Annotated in this window: 20 protein-coding genes; 7 read left to right on the top strand and 13 right to left on the bottom strand. The window is 70.7% G+C overall.

All coding sequences use genetic code 11. The features are described from left to right. Nucleotides 1-114 precede the first annotated feature (114 nt). Nucleotides 115-1,614 (bottom strand): PLP-dependent aminotransferase family protein, encoded by a 1,500-nt coding sequence (locus AB0D59_RS16955; protein ID WP_362565465.1) that lies wholly within the window; start codon nucleotides 1,612-1,614, stop codon nucleotides 115-117. 63 nt (nucleotides 1,615-1,677) lie between these two features. Here AB0D59_RS16955 and AB0D59_RS16950 point away from each other — a divergent pair, with 63 nt between their 5' ends. The 4 genes from AB0D59_RS16950 to AB0D59_RS16935 all read left to right on the top strand — a co-directional run bounded on the left by AB0D59_RS16950 (nucleotide 1,678) and on the right by AB0D59_RS16935 (nucleotide 5,173). Beyond that, nucleotides 1,678-2,367: a hypothetical protein gene (locus tag AB0D59_RS16950; RefSeq protein WP_362565463.1), complete on the top strand. Its 690-nt coding sequence runs from the start codon at nucleotides 1,678-1,680 to the stop codon at nucleotides 2,365-2,367. Next, nucleotides 2,364-3,131 carry a glycerophosphodiester phosphodiesterase gene (locus tag AB0D59_RS16945; RefSeq protein WP_362565461.1) on the top strand — a complete coding sequence of 256 codons (768 nt, stop codon included), beginning with the start codon at nucleotides 2,364-2,366 and terminating at the stop codon, nucleotides 3,129-3,131. Before AB0D59_RS16950 ends, AB0D59_RS16945 begins: the two co-directional genes overlap by 4 nt. 40 nt (nucleotides 3,132-3,171) lie before the next feature. After that, nucleotides 3,172-4,518, top strand: a complete 1,347-nt coding sequence (locus AB0D59_RS16940) for an MFS transporter (protein ID WP_362565459.1) — start codon at nucleotides 3,172-3,174, stop codon at nucleotides 4,516-4,518. Nucleotides 4,519-4,798: 280 nt separating this feature from the next. Continuing rightward, entirely contained in the window at nucleotides 4,799-5,173 is a 375-nt protein-coding gene (locus AB0D59_RS16935; RefSeq protein WP_010046329.1) for an RNA polymerase-binding protein RbpA, read from the top strand. 142 nt (nucleotides 5,174-5,315) lie between these two features. Here the strand turns inward: AB0D59_RS16935 and fxsA are convergent, their stop codons facing one another. The 4 genes from fxsA to AB0D59_RS16915 all read right to left on the bottom strand — a co-directional run bounded on the left by fxsA (nucleotide 5,316) and on the right by AB0D59_RS16915 (nucleotide 9,556). Beyond that, the gene (gene fxsA, locus AB0D59_RS16930) at nucleotides 5,316-5,882 is read right to left on the bottom strand and encodes an FxsA family membrane protein (RefSeq protein ID WP_362565457.1); all 567 of its coding nucleotides are present in this window, start codon (nucleotides 5,880-5,882) and stop codon (nucleotides 5,316-5,318) included. Between the two features lie 105 nt (nucleotides 5,883-5,987). Next, on the bottom strand, nucleotides 5,988-6,782 hold the full coding sequence (locus AB0D59_RS16925; RefSeq protein ID WP_362565455.1) for a polyprenol monophosphomannose synthase: 795 nt from the start codon (nucleotides 6,780-6,782) through the stop codon (nucleotides 5,988-5,990). 588 nt (nucleotides 6,783-7,370) lie between these two features. Further along, the gene (locus AB0D59_RS16920; protein WP_362565453.1) at nucleotides 7,371-8,978 is read right to left on the bottom strand and encodes an amidohydrolase; all 1,608 of its coding nucleotides are present in this window, start codon (nucleotides 8,976-8,978) and stop codon (nucleotides 7,371-7,373) included. A 137-nt stretch (nucleotides 8,979-9,115) separates the two neighbouring features. Next, entirely contained in the window at nucleotides 9,116-9,556 is a 441-nt protein-coding gene (locus AB0D59_RS16915) for an Lrp/AsnC family transcriptional regulator (RefSeq protein WP_053759891.1), read from the bottom strand. A 267-nt stretch (nucleotides 9,557-9,823) separates the two neighbouring features. Between AB0D59_RS16915 and AB0D59_RS16910 the strand changes: the two genes are divergently transcribed. Beyond that, on the top strand, nucleotides 9,824-10,282 hold the full coding sequence (locus tag AB0D59_RS16910) for a hypothetical protein (RefSeq protein ID WP_362565451.1): 459 nt from the start codon (nucleotides 9,824-9,826) through the stop codon (nucleotides 10,280-10,282). 1 nt (nucleotide 10,283) lies between these two features. On the opposite strand, the gene AB0D59_RS16905 is transcribed toward AB0D59_RS16910, so the two are convergent. The 3 genes from AB0D59_RS16905 to AB0D59_RS16895 all read right to left on the bottom strand — a co-directional run bounded on the left by AB0D59_RS16905 (nucleotide 10,284) and on the right by AB0D59_RS16895 (nucleotide 14,028). Beyond that, nucleotides 10,284-11,387, bottom strand: a complete 1,104-nt coding sequence (locus AB0D59_RS16905; RefSeq protein WP_362565449.1) for a phosphotransferase family protein — start codon at nucleotides 11,385-11,387, stop codon at nucleotides 10,284-10,286. A 16-nt stretch (nucleotides 11,388-11,403) separates the two neighbouring features. Next, complete coding sequence (locus AB0D59_RS16900; protein WP_362565447.1) at nucleotides 11,404-12,504, bottom strand: hypothetical protein; 1,101 nt, start codon at nucleotides 12,502-12,504, stop codon at nucleotides 11,404-11,406. A 351-nt stretch (nucleotides 12,505-12,855) separates the two neighbouring features. Then, complete coding sequence (locus tag AB0D59_RS16895; protein ID WP_362565445.1) at nucleotides 12,856-14,028, bottom strand: acyl-CoA dehydrogenase family protein; 1,173 nt, start codon at nucleotides 14,026-14,028, stop codon at nucleotides 12,856-12,858. Nucleotides 14,029-14,358: 330 nt separating this feature from the next. Between AB0D59_RS16895 and AB0D59_RS16890 the strand changes: the two genes are divergently transcribed. After that, entirely contained in the window at nucleotides 14,359-15,600 is a 1,242-nt protein-coding gene (locus AB0D59_RS16890; RefSeq protein ID WP_362565443.1) for a glycoside hydrolase family 18 protein, read from the top strand. A 58-nt stretch (nucleotides 15,601-15,658) separates the two neighbouring features. Here AB0D59_RS16890 and AB0D59_RS16885 read toward each other — a convergent pair whose 3' ends face one another. The 5 genes from AB0D59_RS16885 to AB0D59_RS16865 form a co-directional block, all read right to left on the bottom strand. Further along, nucleotides 15,659-16,318, bottom strand: a complete 660-nt coding sequence (locus AB0D59_RS16885) for a helix-turn-helix domain-containing protein (RefSeq protein ID WP_362565441.1) — start codon at nucleotides 16,316-16,318, stop codon at nucleotides 15,659-15,661. A 65-nt stretch (nucleotides 16,319-16,383) separates the two neighbouring features. Continuing rightward, nucleotides 16,384-16,524: an SCO1431 family membrane protein gene (locus tag AB0D59_RS16880; RefSeq protein ID WP_351735532.1), complete on the bottom strand. Its 141-nt coding sequence runs from the start codon at nucleotides 16,522-16,524 to the stop codon at nucleotides 16,384-16,386. A 96-nt stretch (nucleotides 16,525-16,620) separates the two neighbouring features. Further along, nucleotides 16,621-17,997: a peptidase C39 family protein gene (locus tag AB0D59_RS16875; protein ID WP_362565439.1), complete on the bottom strand. Its 1,377-nt coding sequence runs from the start codon at nucleotides 17,995-17,997 to the stop codon at nucleotides 16,621-16,623. A gap of 175 nt (nucleotides 17,998-18,172) precedes the next feature. Further along, nucleotides 18,173-19,627: an amino acid permease gene (locus AB0D59_RS16870; protein WP_362565556.1), complete on the bottom strand. Its 1,455-nt coding sequence runs from the start codon at nucleotides 19,625-19,627 to the stop codon at nucleotides 18,173-18,175. A gap of 90 nt (nucleotides 19,628-19,717) precedes the next feature. Beyond that, the gene (locus AB0D59_RS16865; protein WP_362565437.1) at nucleotides 19,718-20,668 is read right to left on the bottom strand and encodes a hypothetical protein; all 951 of its coding nucleotides are present in this window, start codon (nucleotides 20,666-20,668) and stop codon (nucleotides 19,718-19,720) included. Nucleotides 20,669-20,938: 270 nt separating this feature from the next. Here AB0D59_RS16865 and AB0D59_RS16860 point away from each other — a divergent pair, with 270 nt between their 5' ends. Then, nucleotides 20,939-21,559, top strand: coding sequence for a hypothetical protein (locus AB0D59_RS16860; RefSeq protein ID WP_362565554.1), 621 nt, complete (start codon nucleotides 20,939-20,941; stop codon nucleotides 21,557-21,559). Nucleotides 21,560-21,676: the final 117 nt, after the last annotated feature.

Below are 21,676 nucleotides of genomic sequence, written 5' to 3'. Positions count from 1 at the left end.
CGCAGCTGCACGTGCCCGTATGGGGCACGGGGCAGTATCGACGTGCGGCTCCGCCACGTTGGGCGCGACCAGCCCCCACCACAGCCGCAGCCACAACCGAACCACCGCCTACCCCTACGCCACGAACGTCCTCGGCGCCTCGCCCCCGCCGGACGCCCCCGCCTCCACCAACCGCGCCGCCGCGGCCAGTCGAGCCGCCGCCTCCTCCGCCAGCGGTCCCCCCACGGTGAACGGAAGCCGCACGTAGCCCTCGAACGCGCCGTCCACCCCGAACCGCGGCCCGGACGGGACCCGCACCCCCACCCGCTCCCCCGCCTCCGCCAGCCGGGAGCCGGACAGACCGCCCGCCCGGACCCACAGCGTGAGCCCTCCCCGCGGGACCTCGAACTCCCAGCTCGGCAGCTCCCGCCGTACCGCGGTCAGCAGGTCGTCCCGGTTCTGGCGGGCTTGGACGCGGCGCAGCTCGACCGCATGCTCCCAACCCCCCGTGCCGAACAGCCAGTTCACCGCCAGCTGCTCCAGCACCGGCGTCCCCAGGTCGGCGTAGGCCCGCGCGGCGACCAGGCTGCGGATGACGTCGGGGGCCGCCCGCACCCAGCCGATGCGCATGCCCGCCCAGAAGGCCTTGCTCGCGGAGCCGACCGTGACGACGGTCGAGCCCGCCGGGTCGAAGCCGCAGACCGGCCGGGGCATCTCCACCCCCTCGTCCAGCCACAGCTCGCTCATCGTCTCGTCGGCGACCAGCACCGTGCCCGCCGAGCGGGCCGCGTCGACCAGCCGGCGGCGCTGGTCCTCGTCGGCGAGCGCCCCGGTGGGGTTGTGGAAGTCGGCGACGACGTACGCGATCCGGGGCGCCGCCTCCCGCAGGACCTGGCGCCAGCGGTCCATGTCCCAGCCCGTGAGGCCCTCCGCCATCGCCACGGGGACCAGCCGGGCGCCGGCCTCCCGCATCAGCTGGAGGATGTTGGCGTACGAGGGTGACTCGACGGCGATGCGCTCGCCCCGCCCGCCGAAGAGATGACAGATCGCGTCGATCGCACCCATCGCACCGGTGGTGACCATGATCTGCTCGGGCATCGTGGGGATCCCGCGCGCGGTGTAGCGCTCCGCGATCATCGCGCGCAGCACCGGGAGCCCGGCCGGGTAGTCGCCGTGTGTGTGGGCGTACGGCGGGAGTTCCTCCAGGGCGCCCTGGACGGCGCGGGTCAGCCACGGTTCGGGCGCGGGCAGGGCGGCGCAGCCCAGGTCGATCAGCGAACCTAGGGCCTCCGGCGGCAGTGGTTCGAGGCCGCGGGCGGGCAGCGGGTTGCCCGCCGGGACGGCGGTCCAGCTGCCGGCGCCCCGCCGGGACTCCAGGAATCCCTCCGCGCGCAGCGCCTCGTACGCCGCCGCCACGGTCGTACGGCTGACGGACAGGGCGAGGGCCAGTTCGCGTTCGGCGGGCAGTCGGGCGGCGACCGGGACGCGTCCTTCGAGGACCAGCAGCCGGATCCCGTCGGCGAGCGCACGGTAGGCGGGCGGGCGCCGGGTGCCGGGGCCGGCCGGGCGGTCCTGCTGCGAGTTGAGCAACCGACCGAGCTGTGCGGCACCCACCGCCGAGGTCCACTGCGCCATGAGAATCAGTCCACCTTCCCCGAATTGGCCATGGATGGCTTTCCCCCCAAGCCACAGAGTGACATGAACCAGTCCACCATCACCAGCAGGGGGTACCTCTTGTCCACGCCAGGCCGGGTCGGGCGACGGCTGATCCAGCTCTACGCGGGGCTCACGTTGTACGGCGTGAGTTCCGGGCTTCTCGTCGAGGCGGGCCTCGGCCTGGAGCCCTGGGGTGTGCTCCACCAGGGTCTGGCCGAGCACATCGGGCTGAGCATCGGCACGGTGTCGATCATCGTGGGCGCGGCCGTGCTGCTCCTGTGGATCCCGCTGCGCCAGCGCCCGGGCCTCGGCACGGTCTCCAACGTGTTCGTCATCGGCCTCGCCATGAACGCCACGCTCGCCGTCGTTCCCGGCGCGCACGCGTTCGCCGTGCGGATTCCGCTGATGGCGGCGGGAATCGTACTCAACGGAGCGGCGACCGGGCTGTACATCGCGGCGAGCTTCGGGCCGGGTCCCCGGGACGGTCTGATGACGGGTCTGCACCGGCGAACCGGACGTTCGATCCGGTTGATCCGGACGGCGATCGAGGTCGCGGTGGTCGTCACGGGATTCGCGCTCGGCGGGACCATCGGCGTCGGGACCCTGCTCTACGCCGTCTCCATCGGGCCCCTCGCCCAGTTGTTCCTGAAGGTGTTCGCCGTTCCGGTGGCATCCCAAGGCAGCACGGTCGTTGCCAAGGGGTCATCTGAGCAGGCCATACTTCGACCGTGAGCACGCTGATACGCCACCCGTACCTGGACCACCCCGGCCCCATCGCCTTCGCCCACCGTGGCGGGGCCGCGGACGGCCTGGAGAACACCGTGGCGCAGTTCCGGCGTGCCGTGGCGCTCGGCTACCGGTACATCGAGACCGATGTGCACGCCACGGCGGACGGCCGGCTCGTCGCCTTCCACGACGACACCCTGGACCGGGTCACCGACGGGACGGGCCGGATCGGCGACCTGCCGTGGGAGGACGTACGGCACGCGCGCGTGGCGGGCCGCGAGCCGCTCCCCCTCTTCGAGGAACTCCTCGAGGAGTTCCCGGACGTCCGCTGGAACGTGGACGCCAAGGCGGAGCCGGCACTGCGGCCGCTGCTGGACCTGATCGACCGGACGGACTCCTACGACCGGGTGTGCGTCGGCTCGTTCTCGGAGGCGCGGGTGCTGCGCGCGCAGCGCATCGCCGGGCCGCGGCTGGCCACCTCGTTCGGCACCCGCGGTGTGGTCGGACTGCGGCTGCGCTCCTGGGGGCTGCCCGCCTCGGTGCGCCGGTCGGCGGTCGCCGCACAGGTGCCCGAGTCGCAGTCGGGTGTCCCGGTCGTCGACCGGCGCTTCGTCCGCGCGGCCCACGCGCGCGGGCTGCACGTCCACGTGTGGACCATCAACGCACCCGAACGGATGCACCGGCTCCTGGACCTGGGAGTCGATGGCATCATGACCGATCACATCGACACGTTGCGTGAGGTCATGCAGGACCGCGGCGTCTGGGTCTGAGACGCGCGACGGCACTGCTGCGGGAAAGGCGAGGGCACGGGTGGGCACCGAAACCGTGCGGGCGGGGGCCTCGGACGAGGTCACCGAGCTGCGGCGCGAACAGCGCGGCTGGTACTTCTACGACTGGGCGTGCTCGGTCTACTCGACGAGCGTGCTCACCGTGTTCCTCGGCCCGTACCTCACGTCGGTCGCCGACCACGCGGCCGACGGGGACGGCTATGTGCACCCGCTCGGCATCCCGGTCCGGTCGGGCTCGTTCTTCGCCTACTCGGTCTCCCTGTCGGTGATCCTGGCGGTCGTGCTGATGCCCCTGGTGGGCAGCGTGGCCGACCGCACGGGCCGCAAGAAGCAGCTGCTCGGCGTGGCCGCGTACACCGGGGCCCTGGCGACCACGGGCATGTTCTTCCTCGACGGCGACCGCTACCTGCTCGGCGGGCTGCTGCTGATCGTGGCGAACGCCGCCCAGTCCGTCGCCCTGATGCTCTACAACTCCTACCTCCCCCAGATCGCCCCGCCCGAGGAACGCGACACGATCTCCTCCCGGGGCTGGGCCTTCGGCTACGCGGCCGGTTCGCTGGTGCTGATAGCCGACCTGGTCCTGTACTCCGCCCACGACTCCTTCGGCCTCTCCGAGACGGAGGCGGTCCGCATCTGCCTGGCCGCGGCGGGTCTGTGGTGGGGCGCCTTCACCCTCGTACCGCTACGACGGTTGCGTGACCGGGGCGGCAGGACGGCCGAGGCGACGGCGCCCGGACTGCGCCAACTCGCGGCGACCGTCCGGGACATGCGCCGCCATCCGCTGACGCTGTCCTTCCTGCTGGCGTACCTCGTCTACAACGACGGCATCCAGACCGTGATCTCCCAGGCGTCCGTCTACGGCTCCGAGGAGCTGGGCCTCGGTCAGTCGACGCTCATCGGGGCCGTCCTGCTGGTCCAGGTGCTGGCGGTGGTCGGCGCCCTGACGATGGGGCGGCTGGCTCGGACGTACGGGGCCAAGCGCACGATCCTCGGGTCGCTGGTGGCGTGGACGGTGACGCTGGCGGCCGGGTACTTCCTGCCCGCCGGGGCTCCGGTGTGGTTCTTCGTCCTGGCGGCCGGCATCGGTCTCGTCCTCGGCGGCAGCCAGGCGCTGTCCCGCTCCCTGTTCTCGCATCTCGTACCGCCCGGCAAAGAAGCCGAGTGCTTCGCGGCGTACGAGATGAGCGATCGGGGGATGAGCTGGCTGGGACCTCTGTTGTTCGGGATCACCTTCCAGCTGACCGGAAGCTACCGCTCGGCGATCATCTCGCTGGTGGCCTTCTTCGTCATCGGTTTCGCGCTGCTTGCGCGGGTTCCGGTGCGGCGGGCGATCGGTGAGGCCGGCAACCCGGTTCCGCAGAAGGTCTAGCAGAAGATCCAGCGGGAAGATTTAGCGTTCAACGCGGAAGGGCGGTAGTGTACGCGTTTGGCCTGCCAGGCGTACCGTTACTGCGCGTCAAAGATGCCGAAACGGTGGGTGACATCTGTTAGCAGATGTGACAAACCGGGCGCTGGTGGGTACAACAAGGGGCGGCTACGACGGCGACGCATGACCCGGAACGGGAATCTTTACCGCCGACCGGACGTTGACCGGATGACGACGACAGCGACACCTGTCCTGTGGGCGACAAGCCCGGGAGGCACGATTCATGAGTGAGCGAGCTCTTCGCGGTACGCGCCTCGTAGTGACCAGCTACGAGACGGACCGCGGTATCGACCTGGCCCCGCGCCAGGCCGTGGAGTACGCATGCGAGAAGGGGCATCGGTTCGAGATGCCCTTCTCGGTCGAGGCGGAGATCCCGCCGGAGTGGGAGTGCAAGGTCTGCGGGGCCCAGGCACTCCTCGTGGACGGTGACGGCCCTGAAGAGAAGAAGGCCAAGCCCGCGCGTACCCACTGGGACATGCTGATGGAGCGACGCACCCGTGAGGAACTCGAAGAGGTCCTCGAGGAGCGTCTGGCGGTTCTGCGCTCCGGCGCGATGAACATCGCGATTCATCCCCGGGACAGCCGTAAGTCCGCATAGTTCCGTGTAACGGGAAGCCGACACAACCCATCGAGGGCGCCGTACGTTCAGTGAACGTACGGCGCCCTCGGTTCTTGGTGGGGTGAGCGGCCCTCTCGGAGTGAGCGGCCCTCTCGGAGTGACCGGCCCTCTTGGAGTGCCGTCAGCGCGTCAGCGGCGGCCGCTCCCCCGTCGGCCCGTCGCCCGGCTCCGGACCGTCGTTCCGGATGATCACCTCGCCCTGGACCACCTTGCCGTCCGGGCGGTGGATGCGGGCCTGCTGGAAGGCGTCGCCGAGGGTGCCGGGGGCAGACGCGCCGAGTTTGCGGTCGAGGGTGCGCTCCGTGAGGCGGGAGACCGCCTTCTGGACCGGCGGCAGCAGGAGCAGCAGGCCGAGGGCGTCGGAGACCAGGCCGGGGATCATGAGGAGCAGGCCGCCCAGCATCATCAGGCCGTTGCCACCACCGCGCTCCGGTGAGCCGCCGCGCTGGATCGCCTCGTTGAGGCTCCGGAAGGCACGGCGCCCGGCCCGCTTGATGACCACGGCTCCGGCGACGAAGCCCGCCACCAGCAGCAGGAACACGGTCATGCCGCCCGCCGCGCCAGCGACCACCGTCAGCAGCCAGATCTCCAGCACCAGCCAGGCGGCGATGCCCAGCGGCAGGTATCTGCCGAGCCGGGAACGCCGGGGCCGGGTGGTCTGCGGAGGGGTCTGCGCGCCAGTCGTCATGCTCCCAGTGTGCCTGGGCCCGGCTCAGCGCGGGATAAGAGGATGATCAACGAGAACTGTGGGGTTTCCGGGCGTTCGCTGTGACGGCGGTGCCCGCTGTACCGGCTAGGACGGCTTGCCCTTGCCGGTGATCTTGCCCATCCGCTCGGTGACACCCCATGACGTGACCCGCCACAGGGCCTCCACCATGATGTCGCGGCTCATCTTGGAGTCGCCCAACTCACGCTCGACGAAGGTGATGGGCACCTCGACGACATGGAAGCCGGCTTTGATCGCCCGGCGGGCCAGGTCGACCTGGAAGCAGTAGCCCTGCGACGCGACCTCGTCGAGCCCCAGGCCCTCCAGGGTCTCGCGGCGGAAGGCGCGGTAGCCGCCGGTGATGTCCCGCAGCGGGAGGTCGAGTGCGAGGCGGGAGTAGAGAGAACCGCCCCGGGAGATGAACTCGCGGGACTTGGGCCAGTTCACCACCCGGCCGCCGGGCACCCACCGGGAGCCGAGCACCAGGTCGGCGCTCTTCAGCGCGGTCAGCAGGCGGGGCAGCTCCTCCGGCTGGTGGGAGCCGTCGGCGTCCATCTCGATGAGCACGCCGTAGCCGTTGTCCATGCCCCAGCGGAAGCCTGCGAGGTAGGCGGCGCCCAGGCCCTCCTTGCCCTTGCGGTGCAGCACCTGGACGTGGTCGTCCTCGGCGGCCAGTTCGTCGGCGAGCTTGCCGGTGCCGTCAGGGCTGTTGTCGTCCGCCACCAGAACGTGCGCCTCGGGGACGGCCTGGCGTACCCGGCCGACGATGGACTTGATGTTCTCCGCCTCGTTGTAGGTGGGAATGATCACCAAGGCCATGCCGAGCGGGCCGAACCGCCTCTCCTGGGCCTGTGCCGCGAGGGTCCCGTCGCCGTCGTTCACTGCTGCCCCTTCATGTCGTACGCAGGGGACCACCATAGTGGCCACAGCCTGCACTGACGTGACAGCTCGTTCGTGTGGTGGTGTCAATTCCGAAAGAACGGGGTAAGGATGCCCGTTTCGGGTGGCGTTCATCCGTGATTTCGCCAGCCCGTTCGACTACGGATGGGGGCCCGGCGCCCTTCGGGCCGACCAGGGACCCGCTGGCTGCGGGTCGACCGAAAGCCGTTGTCTACTGAGCGTCCGGGCCCCACCCGGGTCACACCTCCCGACCGGCCGGAACGTTCCCTCGTCGGCGCGGGCGCTGAGCCTGGCTCCCAGTGACGGTGCCCCGGTGCGGCACACCGTCCCTGACCCAGCGGCGCTGCGACGAGTGCGCGAACTGCTCCCCGGTCGGGCGTCCGGTGGTGGACTCGGCCGAACCTACCGGCCCGCTGCCGCTGGCTGTCAACAGCCGTTTGACCTGCGCGAACAGCCTCAAACCGCTGGTCAGCGCGGAGGATGCGCAGGTCGCGCGACGGGGCGGCGGCCGTCGATCACGGCCGCGCCACCCCGGGAGATCACTCGCCCGGCCGTACGAATGCGGCCGGGTCACTCGCCCGGTCGTACGAACACGGTCCGGCCGCCCACCACGGTCCGCAGACAGACCGGCAGCTCACGGCCGGGGGTCAGATCGGGCAGGCCGGGAGTGCCGGAGCGCGGGTCGGTGGACCAGCGGGCGACCCGGTCGTCCGGGGCCTGGACCACCAGTTCCCCGGTCCGCCAGACCGCGTAGTCGGCGGGCGCGCCCGGCACCAGGACGCCCGCGTCGTCGCGGCCGATGGCCCGCCAGCCGCCCCGCGTGTGCGCGGTGAAGGCGGCGCGTACGGAGACCCGGTGTTCGGGCGTGTGATGGAAGGCGGCGGCGCGTACGGTCCCCCAGGGGTCGAGCGGGGTGACCGGGCTGTCCGAACCGAAGGCGAGCGGGACCCCGGCCTTGAGGAGGGCCGCGTAGGGGTTGAGGGTGCGGGCCCGCTCGGCGCCGAGCCGCTGGGCGTACATGCCTTCCTTACCGCCCCACAGCGCGTCGAAGGCGGGCTGTACGGAGGCGATCAGACCGAACTCGGCGAAGGCGGCGATGTGCTCGGGCGTGAGCATCTCGGCGTGCTCGACGCGGTGCCGGGCGGCGCGGACGCGGGCCGGGCCGATCTTCTCGGCGGCGGCGCGCACGCCCTCGACGACGACGCTCACAGCGGCGTCGCCGATGGCGTGGAAGCCCGCCTGGAGGCCGGCCTCGGTGCAGGACGTGACATGGGCGGCGACGGCGGCCGCGTCCAGGTAGGCGGAGCCCGTGGTGTGGCCGGCGTCGGCGTAGGGCTCGTGCAGGCAGGCCGTGTGGGACCCGAGCGCGCCGTCCACGAAGAGGTCACCGGCGGCGCCGAGCGCGCCCAGCTCCCGCGCCTTGTCGGCGTCCTCCTCGGCCCAGTAACCGACGACCCTGGGTCCGCGCGTCGTTGTGGCGAGCCGCAGCAGGCCGGTGAAGTCGTCCTCGGAGGAGATCTTCGGCCCGCCGCACTCATGGACGGTGCCGATGCCGAGGGAGGCCGCGTGTGCGAGGGCGGTGCGCTGGGCTTCGGCGCGCTGTGCGGGCGTCACGGCCGCGAACGCGGCGGCGCGGACGGCGTGGTGGGCGTCGCTGGTGAGCGGGGCGTCCTCCCGGGAGACCGCACCGGGGACCAGGTCCAGCAACGCCGTGCTGACGACCGCCGAGTGGACGTCGATACGGGAGAGATAGAGCGGGCGTCCACCGGTGGCCGCGTCCAGCTCGGCGCGGCTCGGCGGGCGGCCGTCCGACCAGCGGGAGGCGTCCCAGCCGTGCCCGAGCAGGACCCGGTCGTCCGGCCGGGCGGCGGCGAAGGCCCGTACCCGCGCGAGGGCCGCGTCCAGGGAACCGGCCCCGGACAGGTCCAGGCCGGTCAGGGCGAGACCCGTCGAGGTGGTGTGGACATGGGCGTCGGTGAAGGCGGGGGTCACCAGGGCGCCGTCCAGGTCCACGACCTCGTCGACCCCGTCCGCGAAGGCGTCGGCAGCCCCCTCGGACCCGACCCAGGCGACCTGCCCGTGCTCCACGACCATCGCGGTCGCGAACGGATCGGCGGGACTGTGGACCTCTCCGCGGCGGAGGAGGACGGTCTGGGATTCGGGGCTGCGCTCGCTCATGGGAACCAGTCTCGCGCCTCACACCGATCACTCTGAACGAGGGGCGCCCTGAACGTGCCCCGAAAGGGGCGCGGGGAACTGCGCGACCAGCCCCCCAACCACCCGCAGCCGACGAACGGCCGACAGCTCAACGGCGCTCAAATCCGCGGCGGCCGCGCCTCGTAAGGCGTGGACAGCACCACCGTCGTCCGCGTCGACACCCCCGCCAGGCCGCGCAGCCGGGCCAGCAGCTCCTCCAGCTCGTGCGGGGTCGCCACCCGCACCTTGAGGATGTAGTTCTCGTCGCCCGCCACGCTGTGGCACGCCTCGATCTCGGGGACGCCGGCCAGCCGGTCCGCGATGTCGTCGGGGGCGCTGGGGTCGAACGGTTTGACCGAGATGAACGCCGTCATGGGCAGCCCGACGGCCTCCGGGTCGACGACCGCGGCATAGCCGCGGATGACGCCGCGCTGTTCCAGCCGGCGCACCCGCTGGTGCACGGCCGACGTGGAAAGACCCGTGGCCTTGCCCAGGTCGGTGTAGCTCATCCGCCCGTCCTTGACGAGCAGCTGCACGATTTGACGGTCCAGCTCCTCCATGGCGCAAAAGCTACCGTGCGGCTGATCTCCTGGGATACCTCGGCGGCGCAGGTCATGGCCGGTTCGTGATGTCACGAGGAGCAGGTTGTGAGCCTGCTGAGGGACAAAACCACCGCACCGGGCACCTGCGGGCGGCATGTGACGAAGGACACAGCCCCCGGGCAGGGTCCGTGATGGTCTCGTGATTACCGCCGAGACCGGACGGGAAGTGCTTGCTGTGGTCGAGGCCGCAGTGCCGTCACGGCCCAGCCCGAGGGGGAGTTACCCATGCAGAGTCTTAAGCGCCCTGGTCGTCCCACGCCCAAGCGCCCTCAGTTGGTTGTCGAGCCCGAGCCGGAGGGCGTCGAACCCGACCTCTACGAGGCCGAGGAGCTGGACGCGTACGACACGTTCGAGATGTACCGGGTGGTCTGCCCGGACTGTGCGCAGCCCATCGCCCTGCTGGCGGACGAGGAGTTCCTGCCGGAGCACGCGCTGTGCGCCTCGCCGTGGAACCCGTTCGGTCTGACGGTCTGTGCCGGTACGGGCCGTGCGGCGGCCGAGGCCCCGTCCGCGGACGAGTCGGTCGAGCCGCAGGAGCAGGACACCGCTCTCCTGCTCACCCTCCCGCAGGGTCTGAACTGGCGGACGCAGCCCTTCTCGCACGTCGGCGGCCCGGGCTCGCGCCCGATGCGCGTACCGGCGATGCGCCTCGGCGGCAGTGACGTCGGCCGTCAGGCCGCCTGAGTCACCGCACCGCAGCCCAGTAGCTGCCCTGCACCATGGCGCGCAGACTGCCGTGGTGCAGGATCAGTGTGTCCGGATCCGCCGGGACGGCGACCTCACCGAAGTACACCTGCCGATAGGCGATGCGCAGCATGACGATCGCGTGCCGCAGGGCGGCGTACAGGGTGTAGAAGTCCATGTCCCGCGGGGTGTGGCCGGTCAGCCGGGCGTAGCGGGCCTCGACGCGGTCGCGGCGCAGGAACCCGGGCAGTCCCGGCTGTCCGGAGGCGGCCGTCAGGTCCTGGAAGAAGCGGTGCAGATAGATGGTCCAGCCGAGGTCCACCTCGCGCGGAGCCGGTGCCGCCATCTCCCAGTCCAGGACGGCGACGGGGTCGAAGCCGTCGTAGACGACGTTCCCGATGCGCGCGTCGCCCCAGTTGAGGACCGGTGTGCCGGGCTCGCTCGGCCACAGCTCCGCAAGCCGGTCGAACGCGGCCTCGATCAGGGGTGAGCGGGCGAGTCCGTCCACCACCCAGTCGTAGTAGGCGCGTTGGGACTCGACATGCCGGCGCAGGGTGTCGCCCTCCCCGGGGAGGGCGAGGAACTCCGTCTGGGTGAGCGGGACCTGGTCGTGCAGCCGGGCCAACAGGCCGACGGACGCCGCTTCGAGTCGTTCACGTTCGGCATCGCTCGCCGCGTGCAGCCAATTCCCCTCGTACGTATAGGGCATGACGTCGGGTGGGACGTGGCCCTCGGCCCGTTCCATGACGAAGAAGGGGGCTCCGAGCGGTCCGGGGTCCTCCTCCAGCCAGAGGACGCGGGGCACCGGCACATCCGTCTGTTCGGCGACCAGCCGCATGGTGCGGTACTGGCGGGTGAGGTCGTAGGACGGGAAGACGGTGTACGCCGACGGGTCCGCCGCCAGTCTCAACGCGCAGGCGCGCTGCGGCGGATGGGGGTGCTCGACCTCGAACAGCAGGGTCTCGCTGGACATGCCGTTGGCGGCGGGGACCGTGACGCCGACGGCCTTGGCGCCGGGGAGCCGGGCGTCCAGCCAGGCGGTCAGCCGGCGGGTGAGGTCCTCCGGGTCGCGAGTCGTGGTGCGTGGGCGCGGTGTCGTCGTCATCCCGGTGTCTCCTCCGTCAGGGCGCCACCGAGTCGAAGCCGGTGAAGCCGCTCGGATCGTGTCTGCCGAACGAGCCGTGCTCGAAGATGCCGTGGCCGACCCGGCCGTCCAGCCGGAAGCGGGCGGAGTGGTCGGTGACGCCGTAGGCCGCGCGGGGGTGGGGCGCTGTCATGTCGTAGGTACGGCGGTCCACCCAGGCGTGGCCCTGCCAGGTGCCGTGCTGCCAGTCGTCCGCCGGTGGGTAGCCGGCGCCGATCGCGAGCGGCGAGGAGGCGAGGATCTCCACCTCCAGTTCCTGGGGCCCCCGCGCGTCGCCGAGGTGGACGACGGCGTGCTCCGGGTGGCGGGTGCCGGAGCGGTAGCCGATCTCGGCCCGGGGCCAGCCGAGTTGGCGGTCGCGCCGGCCGGGACGGACCAGGGTGGCGTCGTTCAGGGTGCGGTAGCCGTCGGCGTCCTCCTGGGTGACGACCATCAGGAAGCGGTCCTCGAAGCGGACCGGGCACCAGATCCAGTGGAAGCCCTCGGTCGGGTTCTCCTCGGCGAGCCGCCCGCCTTCCTCCCCCGGTATCGGGCGGACGCCCCAGCTGCGGTCCCGGGTGCCGGTCCAGCCGGCCGGGTCGACGCGGAACTCCTCGCCGCCGGCCCGGATCGCCCCGGACACTCCCCCGGCCTGCACGAACCTGCGGCCCTCCAAGGTCAGCCGGTCGCCCCGGCGTTGCAGGTGGTGCGGCTCCCACAGGGCCGGAAAGTCGCCGGTCCAGTTGAGGTCGCAGGAGAGCGCGTCGTCGTCGCAGGTCAGGCGGAATCGCCGGAGCGGCTCCTCGACCTCGATGCGCAGCGGGCCGACCGCCAGCCGCATCCGGTCGTCGCCGAGGGCGTCCGAGGCGCGTACCGCGTGCAGGATGTCCCCGGTGCGCAGGGTGGCGTAGGCGTCGATCACTCCGACGTTCGGGTAGACGCCGAGGCCGAGGATGAGCAGGGCGCGGCCGCTGTGGTCGAAGACGTGGAAGATGCAGCGGTCATAGGCGTTCCGGTCGCCGGTGGCGACGTGCTTCATGGAGAGCGGGACCTGGTGCACCGGGTACTCGTCGAGCGGTACGGGACGGTCGTCGGCCATGGCAGGCCTCCCCGGAGGCTGGAGACGGTCCGGCTGACGGTACGTCAGAAAACAGAGGGAGGCCAGATCCGGGACCGGACGTCCACGAACTCACGCGCGATTCGAGGGATCGGTGACCAGGGCGGCCGCCCCCGCGTTGGCCGGGCATGACGACCACCTACACCGCCCTCGGCCGTCAGCGCCGTATCTTCGTGCCCCCGCCCGCGGCATCGGCCCCGCCTCCCGCGCCGCAGGATCCGCCGATCTACCGCGATCTGATGCGGACCTGGGCCGACCGGGGCCGCACCCTGCCGGGCCGCCATGACCCGGAGTGGGTCAGGCTGGCGGCTCCGACGGTCTCACGCGGGCAGTTCAGCGACTTTCAGGTCCCGCCACATGACGGGCGATGACCATCCGCTGGATCTGGTTGGTGCCCTCGACGATCTGCAGGACCTTGGCCTCGCGCATATAGCGCTCGACCGGGAAGTCCGCGGTGTAGCCGTAACCGCCGAGTATCTGGACGGCGTCCGTGGTGACCTTCATCGCGGTGTCGGTGCAGTGCAGCTTGGCCATGGCGGCCTGCTTGGCGAACGGCCGGCCCGCGTCGCGCAGCCGGGCCGCCGCGAGATAGAGGGCCCGGCCGGCCTCGATCTGGGTGGCCATGTCGGCGATCATGAAGCGCAGGCCCTGGAAGTCGGAGATGGGGTGGCCGAACTGCCGCCGTCCGGTGGCATAGACGACCGCTTCGTCCAGGGCCGCCTGGGCGAGGCCGATGGCGCAGGCCGCGATGCCGAGCCGGCCGGAGTCCAGTGCGGACAGGGCGATGGCGAAGCCCTGGCCCTCGTCGCCGAGCCGCCGTTCGTCGGGGACCCGGACGTCGTCGAAGTGGACCTGGGCGGTGGGCGAGCCCTTCATGCCCATCTTCTTCTCGGGAACCGCCCCGCTCAGGCCCTCGGCGTCGCCGGGGACCAGGAAGGCGGTGATCCCGTGCGAGCCCTCACCGCCCGTGCGGGCCATGACGGTGTAGAAGTCGGCGATGCCGCCGTGCGTGATCCAGGCCTTGGTGCCGTTGATCACCCAGTCGTCGCCGTCCCTGACCGCCTTCGTGCGCAGGGAGGCCGCGTCGGAGCCGGAGGCCGGCTCGGACAGGCAGTAGGCGCCGAGCAGGCCGCCGCCGAGCATCGCGGACAGGTGCTCGACCTGCTGCTGCTTGGTGCCGTAGGCGGCGAGCGCGTAGCTCGCGAGGGTGTGCACGCTGACTCCGAGGCCGACGGTGAGACGGGCCGCGGCCAGCTCCTCCAGGACCTGGAGGTAGACCTCGTACGGCTGGTCGCCGCCGCCGTACTCCGAGTCGTACACCAGGCCGAGCAGGCCTGACGCGGAGAGCAGGGTGAAGACCTCGCGCGGGAAGCGTCCGGCGTCCTCCTCCTCGGCCGCCTGGGGCGCGATCTCGCGCTGGGCGATCTCCCGGACGAGTGAGATCAGGTCCCTCGCCTCGTCCGTGGGCAGTTGACGCTCCACCGGCTGCGGGTCGCGGTCGGACATGGCGTCGGTCTCCTCCCTGTCGGGCACCGGCGGCCACAGCCCGTCGGGTAGGGGCGGCTCCGCCTGTCGTTCGAGTGCGGCCGAGGTGGGCGTTCCGGGTTACGGAAGCTGCTGACCAGGGGCTGCGCAGTGAGTATGCCCGATCGGGGACCTTCCGTCACCAGTTAACGACCGCTTACTTCTCGAATTCCAGGACAACATCCGGGCGTCCCGAAATTGGTCCGAACCATTGACCCGACTGGTCTAGTCCTCCTAAGGTTCATGACCAACGCTTTACCGCGTTCATGCCAATCGGCGCGCGTTCCCCTCTCCCCCAGGAGGAGACACCCGATGCACACCTCTCACCGCTCCCGGTTCCGGGCGCTGCTCTCCGCGGCCTGTTGTGCCGTCCTCGGCGCCGGGCTGCTGGCCGGCGCGGGCACGGCGTCCGCGGCCGCCCCGTCCACCCCGTCCGCTCCCCAGGTGCAGGCCGGCTCCAAGGTCGTCGGCTACTTCACGGAATGGGGTGTCTACGACCGCAAGTACCTGGTCAAGAACGTCGAGACCTCCGGCTCGGCCGCGAAGCTCACCCACATCAACTACGCCTTCGGCAATGTCACCGGCGGCAAGTGCGCGATGGGCGACTCGTACGCGGCGACCGACCGCGCCCACACCGCCGCCGAGTCGGTGGACGGGGTCGCGGACACCTGGGACCAGCCGCTGCGCGGCAACTTCAACCAGCTGCTGAAGCTGAAGAAGAAGCACCCGAACCTCAAGATCCTCTGGTCCTTCGGCGGCTGGACCTGGTCGAGCGGCTTCGGCGAGGCTGCCAGGAACCCGGCCGCCTTCGCCCAGTCCTGCTACGACCTGGTGAAGAACTCCAAGTGGGCGGGTGTCTTCGACGGCATCGACATCGACTGGGAGTACCCGAACGCCTGCGGCAACACCTGTGACACCAGCGGCCGGGACGCGTTCAAGAACGTGATGGCGGCCCTGCGCTCGAAGTTCGGGAGCAGCGCGCTGGTCACGGCCGCGATCACCGCCGACGCGACCACCGGCGGCAAGATCGACGCGGCTGACTATGCGGGCGCGGCGCAGTACGTCGACTGGTACAACCCGATGACGTACGACTACTTCGGCGCCTGGGACGCGGCCGGGCCGACGGCCCCGCACTCACCGCTGAACTCCTACTCGGGCATCCCGAAGGCGAACTTCTACACATCGGCGACCATCGCCAAACTGAAGGGCCTCGGCATCCCGGCGTCCAAGCTGCTGATCGGCATCGGCTTCTACGGCCGCGGCTGGACCGGAGTGACCCAGGCGGCCCCCGGCGGCACGGCGACCGGTCCGGCGGCGGGAACGTACGAGCAGGGCATCGAGGACTACAAGGTGCTCAAGACCAAGTGCCCGGCGACCGGCACGGTGGGCGGCACGGCATACGCCAAGTGCGGCAGCGACTGGTGGAGTTACGACACCCCGGCGACCATCGCGACCAAGATGACGTACAAGAACCAGCAGGGCCTGGGCGGCACGTTCCTCTGGGAGCTGAGCGGCGACACCGCGGGCGGCGAGTTGGTCAAGGCCGTCAACTGACCCCGGTCACGGGGGGCTTGGGGCGGGGGTTCCACGAGACCTCCGCCCCTTGCACGTGTCAGGCTTCCCGGCGGGCCGGGGCCGGGGCGCGGTACGCGGGGTCCAGTTCCTCGATCGCGCGCATGGTGCCGCCGAGCGTCTTGACCAGCAGGTCGCGCATCGTGTCGCGGGAGAGTTCGGAGTGGGCGATCCAGTCGAGGGTGGCACCCTCCACGCTGCACAGCCAGGAGAGCAGGCCCATCCTGGCGAGCGGGGCGATGTCGGTGCGGCCGTAGGCGCCTTCGGCGATGGTCGCGACCATCGCCTCGCGCACCCCGTCCCGGATGGAGTGCACCTCGGTGTCGAAGCCGACGCCGCCGCTGACGATCGTGCGGTACGCGGCCTGGTGGTGCTCGGCGTAGCGCAGATAGCTGTCGACGGTGCGGTGGACGCGGTCCACCTGAGGCAGATCCAGGCCGCTCGCCGCGTAGGTGACCAGGTCGGCGACGGAGTCCTGGATGATCGCCAGGTAGTAGCCGCGCTTGGACTGGAAGTAGTAGTAGATCAGCCCTTTGGCGACATGCGCCTGCCTGGCGATGTCATCCATGGAGAGCGCGTCGTACGAGGTGTCGGCGAACAACTTCCGCCCGATGGCGATGAGTTCGGCACGGCGGGCCACCGAGCGCTCGGTGCCGCGCGCCCGGGGACGGGCGGCGGCACGCTGTTGACTAATATTCAATTTAGACCCTGGTCTCAGCGGGCTGCGGGACATCCGCAGTATGCCAGGTCGGATAGTGGGTCAGCTCACAGCAGCCCGAGTTGGGTCACCAGCATGGCGATGACCACGACAAGGGTCCAGCCCATGACGTGTTCCAGGACCTTCGGGCCGTCGTCCTTGGGGCCGCCGGTGCGAGCGCGGGCGGCGGTGGTGGAGTGCGTGGTCATGTCGTCCACCATGCCACCGATTGCGGCTTTTGCGGCGGAGAGCTTGGTCACAGCGGAGCGGCCCCCGGTCCGTACGGGGGCCGCCGTCGCACCCGGTCAGCGCACGCCCACCGCCGCGAGCGCCTTGCGCTGGCTCGCGGTCGGGCAGGCGGGAAAGTACAGGTAGCAGACGCCTCCGGTGCCGGAGGCGACCTTGCCACTGGCGTTGTACCGCTTGGTGCGCAGCCAGATGTTCTCGAACTCCCGCCGTGGATAGACCCGGCGGACCGCGTCGTCGTCGGCCGAGAACGGGTCGTTGGCGATCACATCGCCGTCCGCGGTGAAGCCGATCACCGTCATGAGGTGCCCCGAGGTGCCGTAACCGGCGCCCGTCAGCTCGCTCTCCAGGAACGACTGGGACGTTATGGCCGGGATGCCGGCCGCGATCAGCGTCTCCAGGTCGGTGAGCGAGCCGAGTCGCGTTATCACGCCCTGGAGATCCTTGTAGGTGGCCGCGTAGGCGGCGTTGAACGGCCAGTTGCCGCAGCCCGCGTACTGGTAGTCGTAGGTGGAGCGGGCCGCGAGGCAGACCTGGGGATCGGTGTACGACGGGTCGACCCAGGCCAGTTGCGCGGGGGTGGGCCGGCCGCCCCAGTACTCGACGATCATCTGCGAGGAGGTCGGGCTGCACCAGGCCTCGCCGCCGTTGTCGTACTCGGGGTACTGGCCCTTGTGGATCTCCTGCGAGTAGCGCGGGACCTTCAGCTCCCGGGCCAGGCCCGGGGTGGAGGCCGGGACGGTGAAGCGGTCCGGGACGTCCGAGCCCATGGCGCCGATCCGCCAGACGGTCGGGGTGAGTTTGGTGCCGGGCTTGCGGTAGAGGGTCAGGCGCAGTTGGTACGAGGTGAGACGCAGGCCGGTGGTGGCGTCGTCGATGGCGAAGGTGTCCGTCCAGATACTGCTCTTGCCGTCGGTCTGGCCGTCCACCGAGGTCCGCCTGATGTCCTGGTCGCCGGCCGCCCAGCGGCCCATCACGTACCAGGGGGTCGCGGTGCCGTCGGAGTAGGTGCCGTGCAGTTCGACCTGGATCCAGGTACCGGCCGGGGTGTCCGCGTTCCAGGAGGCGATGGTCTCGGTGGCGGGCACGGTGAGCCGGTGCACCGGGCCGGTCCAGGTGCCGTACTCCCAGCGGGCGGTGGTGCCGGTGTGGGGGTCGGTGTAGGAGGTGGTGCCGGCCGGGGTGCCGATCACCACGCCGGGGCGGTTCCCGGCGACCGCAACGACGCCCTCGGCGGTGCCGGTCTCCCAGTCGCCGTGGGTGGTCCACGAGCAGTAGTCGACGGGACGGGTCTGGGCCCGGCCGGTGTCCTCGGTGTCGGTCTCCGGCGCCGCGGCCGCGGGGACCGCCGGGACCACTGCCTGGGCCACGGCGGCGGCCGCGACGCAGGCGGCGGCCAGAACTGTTCTGCGGGACGGCTGTTCGGCTCTGCTCATGGGTGGACGACCCCCAGGTGGGCACGGAGCTGCTGGTCCGGTACGAGACTGTGCGCCAACTATGGAGCAGGCCGCATGCCCCTGCCAGCACTTCCGCCCATGGCACGCCCACCAATATTGGTCTTGTCCACTGAAAGGGCCCCGGCGCCCTTCGCCGGGGCCTCCTTCACCGCCGTCAGATGAGGTCCATCGCGGCGACCTCGTCGGGGCGGCCGTAGCTGACCGGGCCCTGGAAACGGCGGCGGGCGGTGGCGAACCACCAGACCGTGGCCACGACCAGGACGACGGCCAGCGCGATCGGCGCGTAGTTGAAGGTGTCGACGGTGATCGGTGAGGCCTGCGGCAGCATGAACAGGACGCTGCTCAGCAGGATCCAGATCACCGCCAGCCAGCCGACCGGCCTGCTCCAGCGGCCCAGGTTCCACGGCCCCGGCTGGAACTCGTCACCGAGGCGCAGCCGCAGGAACACCGGCACGGCGTAGGCGAGGAACAGTCCGACCACGTTGACGCTGACGATCGCGGTGAACGCCGTGTGCGACCACCAGCCCGGCACGACCAGGGCGAGGGAACAGGCCACCGCCAGCCAGACGGCCTTGACGGGGGTACGGGTGCGCGGCGAGACCGAGTGCCACAGGCGGGAGCCGGGCATGGCGCCGTCACGGGAGAAGGCGAAGATCTGCCGGGTGTTGCTGGTGAGGTTGGCGAGGCCGCAGAAGAGCATGGCGCCGATGACGACGAGCAGCATCGCCTTGGCCCAGCCCATGCCGAGTCCGTCGATGAGAATCTGGACAGGCGGCGCGGAAGAGCTCGCCACCTTGTCGTAGTCGCCGATGCTGTACACCAGCGCGAGCATCAGGACGAGGCCCGTGATCGCCGAATAGCCGATCGAGCGGATGATCCCCCTGGGGGCGTTCACGGTCGCCCGGACCGTTTCCTCGGACATGTGGAAGCTGCCGTCGAAGCCGGTGAAGGTCCAACTGGTGACCAGCAGGCCGAGCATGCCGCCGTAAAGGCCGTTGGTGAAGCCGGTGTTGTTCACGAAATGCGTCACGAAGGACGCCGACTGGTGGTGGGCCGGCATCACGATCAGTGTGCTCACGATCACCACGAGTCCGATCAGCAGCCACCACACGGAAATCCGGTTCAGCAGGGCGACGAGCTGCACGGTGTAGGTGTTGGCGAGCCCCTGGACCACGATGATCAGGGCCGTGATCAGGACCGTCTGGTGGGCGGTCGGGGTGTACGAGGGCCACTGCAGGGCGACGAAGGCCTGGATGAAGGTGGCGGCCGCGTATCCGGTGGCCGCCGTGCCGCCGATCTGGCCCACGAAGTTCAGCCAGCCCGTGTACCAGGACCAGGCACCCTTGTGCCGCTTCGCGAGCTTGCCCGCGGAGAAATACAGCGCGCCGCTCGTCGGATAGGCGGAGGCGACTTCCGCCATGGCGGCGCCGATGCACAGTACCATCACACAGACGCCGATCCAGCCGAACACGAGAATGCGGGGGCCGCCCGCGTTCATACCGAATCCGAAGGACGAGAAAATACCCGAGAGGATATTGATGATGGTGAAGGATATCGCGAAATTGTCGAACGCCTGGAATCGGCGGGTGAGTTTCCGTGGATAACCCATCGCGTGCAGGGTCGCATCGTCGTCGTCGCGGATGACGGGGTCCGCTGTGCGTTCTGACACTTACCGGCCTTTCTCTCTGTGAGGGTCTCTCTACGAGGGGACGGGCAGGCCGCAGGCGCGGCGGGCCCGGGAGAGCTGCTCGACGGGCTCGCCGAAGACGCTCCAGGGCATCCGTGAGGCGTACCGCCCCATGGCCGTGAAGACCGCCCTGGCCTCGAACTCACGCTGGGCCATGACCAGCGCGTGCGCGAGGTAGGCCAGGTCGAGCACCGGGGTGAAGCGGTATCCGGCCACCGTGGGCAGCCAGTTGCGGTAGATCGACAGCGCGGTGGCGCGCCACTGCGGCTGCTCCCAGACCCGCTCGGCGAGCAGTTGGGTGGGGTTGTGGCTCTCCACCAGCGCGACCAGGGGCAACAGCCGTATCGCCGAGTCCGCGGGGGCCCGCTGGGCGAGGAAGGCGGCGACGTCCCAGGCGGCGTTGACCAAGCCGCCGTAGCGGGTGAAGAAGAAGGACAGGAAGCGGTGGTGGGCCTCACGGTGCCAGGGGTCGAGGGCGAGGGTGTGCGCGAACAGCCGCCAGGGGCCGGGCGGCGAGGTCAGCAGGCCGCCGGGGGCCCGGTCGTGCGGGCGGTGCAGCCGGGCCATGGCCAGCTTGGCGGCCCAGGGGGTGGGGTCGGCGGGGTCGGTGACGGAGGCCCGGTCGCAGGCGGCGAGGGCGATCCGCTCCAGCGCCTCGGCGCGCTCGTCGCGGGCGTCGGCCGCCCGGATCGCCCGCTGCACGGCCACCCGGGCCCACATCAGCGCGGATTCCGGGCTCGGCTCCTCGGCCAGCCAGCGCTCCACCAGATCGGTACCGGCCGCCTCGGAGGCCAGGACCAGGGAGCGGTGGGCGCGTAGGGCGAAGTCGGTGCGCGTCTCGGCCAGGGCCTCGCGGGCGCTGCGATATCTCCCGGCGCGCACATCCACGCACACGCTCGCGAGCAAGCGGTCATCGGCCGCCGGATGCCATACGTACTGCCCTTCGAATAACTCCGCGGCCATCTTCCCCTGTCCATCTCCGTTCGACGCGTCGCAGTCGCGCAGAAAGCACCCTACTCAGCGGCGGGCGCACCGGGAACTTCCGATTTCGACATATCGGTCAGTGGGTCGGAAATATTGGCGGGCCACTGGAGAACGGCTCGAAATTAGTTCAAGCCGCTACTTTTCCGGGGCGGTGAACGCCCGCTATGCGCCGCACTACTAGAATGTTTCCGGAAAACACCCCACACCACGCGACACCACACCACACCTCAGCACACCTCGGGAATCGTCATTCACCGTCTCGCTGCCACGCTCCAGGGCCTGCCGCCCTCCTGCGGCCCGGTCCGTCTCGTCGGCGTCGACGGGCACGCCGGCTCCGGAAAGACCACCTTCGCCGGGCGGTTGGCCACCGCGCTGGGCGGGGCGCCGGTGCTCCACCTCGACGACATCGCCAGCCACGAGGAGCTGTTCGCCTGGACCGGCCGGCTGCTGACCCAGGTGATCGAGCCGCTCGGCCGCGGCGAGACCGCTCACTACGCGCCCTACGACTGGCGCGCCCGCACCTTCGGCCCGCCCCGCCCGCTGCCGCCGGCCCCGGTGATCCTCGTCGAGGGCGTCGGCGCCGGCCGGCGGGCGTTGCGCCCGTTCCTGGCGCGGCTGCTGTGGATGGAGGTGCCACCGGACGAGTCCTGGACCCGGGGCAGACTGCGGGACGGCACGGAACAGCGGGACTTCTGGGTCGAATGGGTCCGGTCGGAACGCGCGCACTTCGCCGAGGACCCCTCAAGGCCGTACTCCGACCTTCTGGTGACACAGTCACAGAAGGGGTACGAGGTGCTTCCGGGGCCCGTGAACACCGTTGGACCGGACCAGACGGTCACTCACCGTGAGGGACCGTCGGCAGTGTGCTGAACTTGTGAAGAGGGGCCTGTAAGAAGTTGCCTCAGTACCTCAACTCGGCTTGACCCAAGGGCCGTACAGGACTTACGTTCTGAATGTGCGGCCCTTGGGAGCCGCCCCGCAGTCGCG

Source organism: Streptomyces sp. NPDC048417, assembly GCF_040651615.1.
In the GTDB taxonomy this organism is placed as follows: domain Bacteria; phylum Actinomycetota; class Actinomycetes; order Streptomycetales; family Streptomycetaceae; genus Streptomyces.
Note: the sequence above shows the minus strand (reverse complement) of the source record. Positions and strands in the feature narration are given on the sequence as shown.

Coding starts and splice junctions, on each gene's coding strand:
- AB0D59_RS16955 (WP_362565465.1), bottom strand. CDS start 1,614: ATGGCGCAGTGGACCTCGGCGGTGGGTGCCGCACAGCTCGGTCGGTTG.
- AB0D59_RS16950 (WP_362565463.1), top strand. CDS start 1,678: ATGAACCAGTCCACCATCACCAGCAGGGGGTACCTCTTGTCCACGCCA.
- AB0D59_RS16935 (WP_010046329.1), top strand. CDS start 4,799: ATGAGTGAGCGAGCTCTTCGCGGTACGCGCCTCGTAGTGACCAGCTAC.
- fxsA (WP_362565457.1), bottom strand. CDS start 5,882: ATGACGACTGGCGCGCAGACCCCTCCGCAGACCACCCGGCCCCGGCGT.
- AB0D59_RS16920 (WP_362565453.1), bottom strand. CDS start 8,978: ATGAGCGAGCGCAGCCCCGAATCCCAGACCGTCCTCCTCCGCCGCGGA.
- AB0D59_RS16915 (WP_053759891.1), bottom strand. CDS start 9,556: ATGGAGGAGCTGGACCGTCAAATCGTGCAGCTGCTCGTCAAGGACGGG.
- AB0D59_RS16910 (WP_362565451.1), top strand. CDS start 9,824: ATGCAGAGTCTTAAGCGCCCTGGTCGTCCCACGCCCAAGCGCCCTCAG.
- AB0D59_RS16905 (WP_362565449.1), bottom strand. CDS start 11,387: ATGACGACGACACCGCGCCCACGCACCACGACTCGCGACCCGGAGGAC.
- AB0D59_RS16900 (WP_362565447.1), bottom strand. CDS start 12,504: ATGGCCGACGACCGTCCCGTACCGCTCGACGAGTACCCGGTGCACCAG.
- AB0D59_RS16895 (WP_362565445.1), bottom strand. CDS start 14,028: ATGTCCGACCGCGACCCGCAGCCGGTGGAGCGTCAACTGCCCACGGAC.
- AB0D59_RS16890 (WP_362565443.1), top strand. CDS start 14,359: ATGCACACCTCTCACCGCTCCCGGTTCCGGGCGCTGCTCTCCGCGGCC.
- AB0D59_RS16880 (WP_351735532.1), bottom strand. CDS start 16,524: ATGACCACGCACTCCACCACCGCCGCCCGCGCTCGCACCGGCGGCCCC.
- AB0D59_RS16875 (WP_362565439.1), bottom strand. CDS start 17,997: ATGAGCAGAGCCGAACAGCCGTCCCGCAGAACAGTTCTGGCCGCCGCC.
- AB0D59_RS16870 (WP_362565556.1), bottom strand. CDS start 19,627: ATGGGTTATCCACGGAAACTCACCCGCCGATTCCAGGCGTTCGACAAT.
- AB0D59_RS16865 (WP_362565437.1), bottom strand. CDS start 20,668: ATGGCCGCGGAGTTATTCGAAGGGCAGTACGTATGGCATCCGGCGGCC.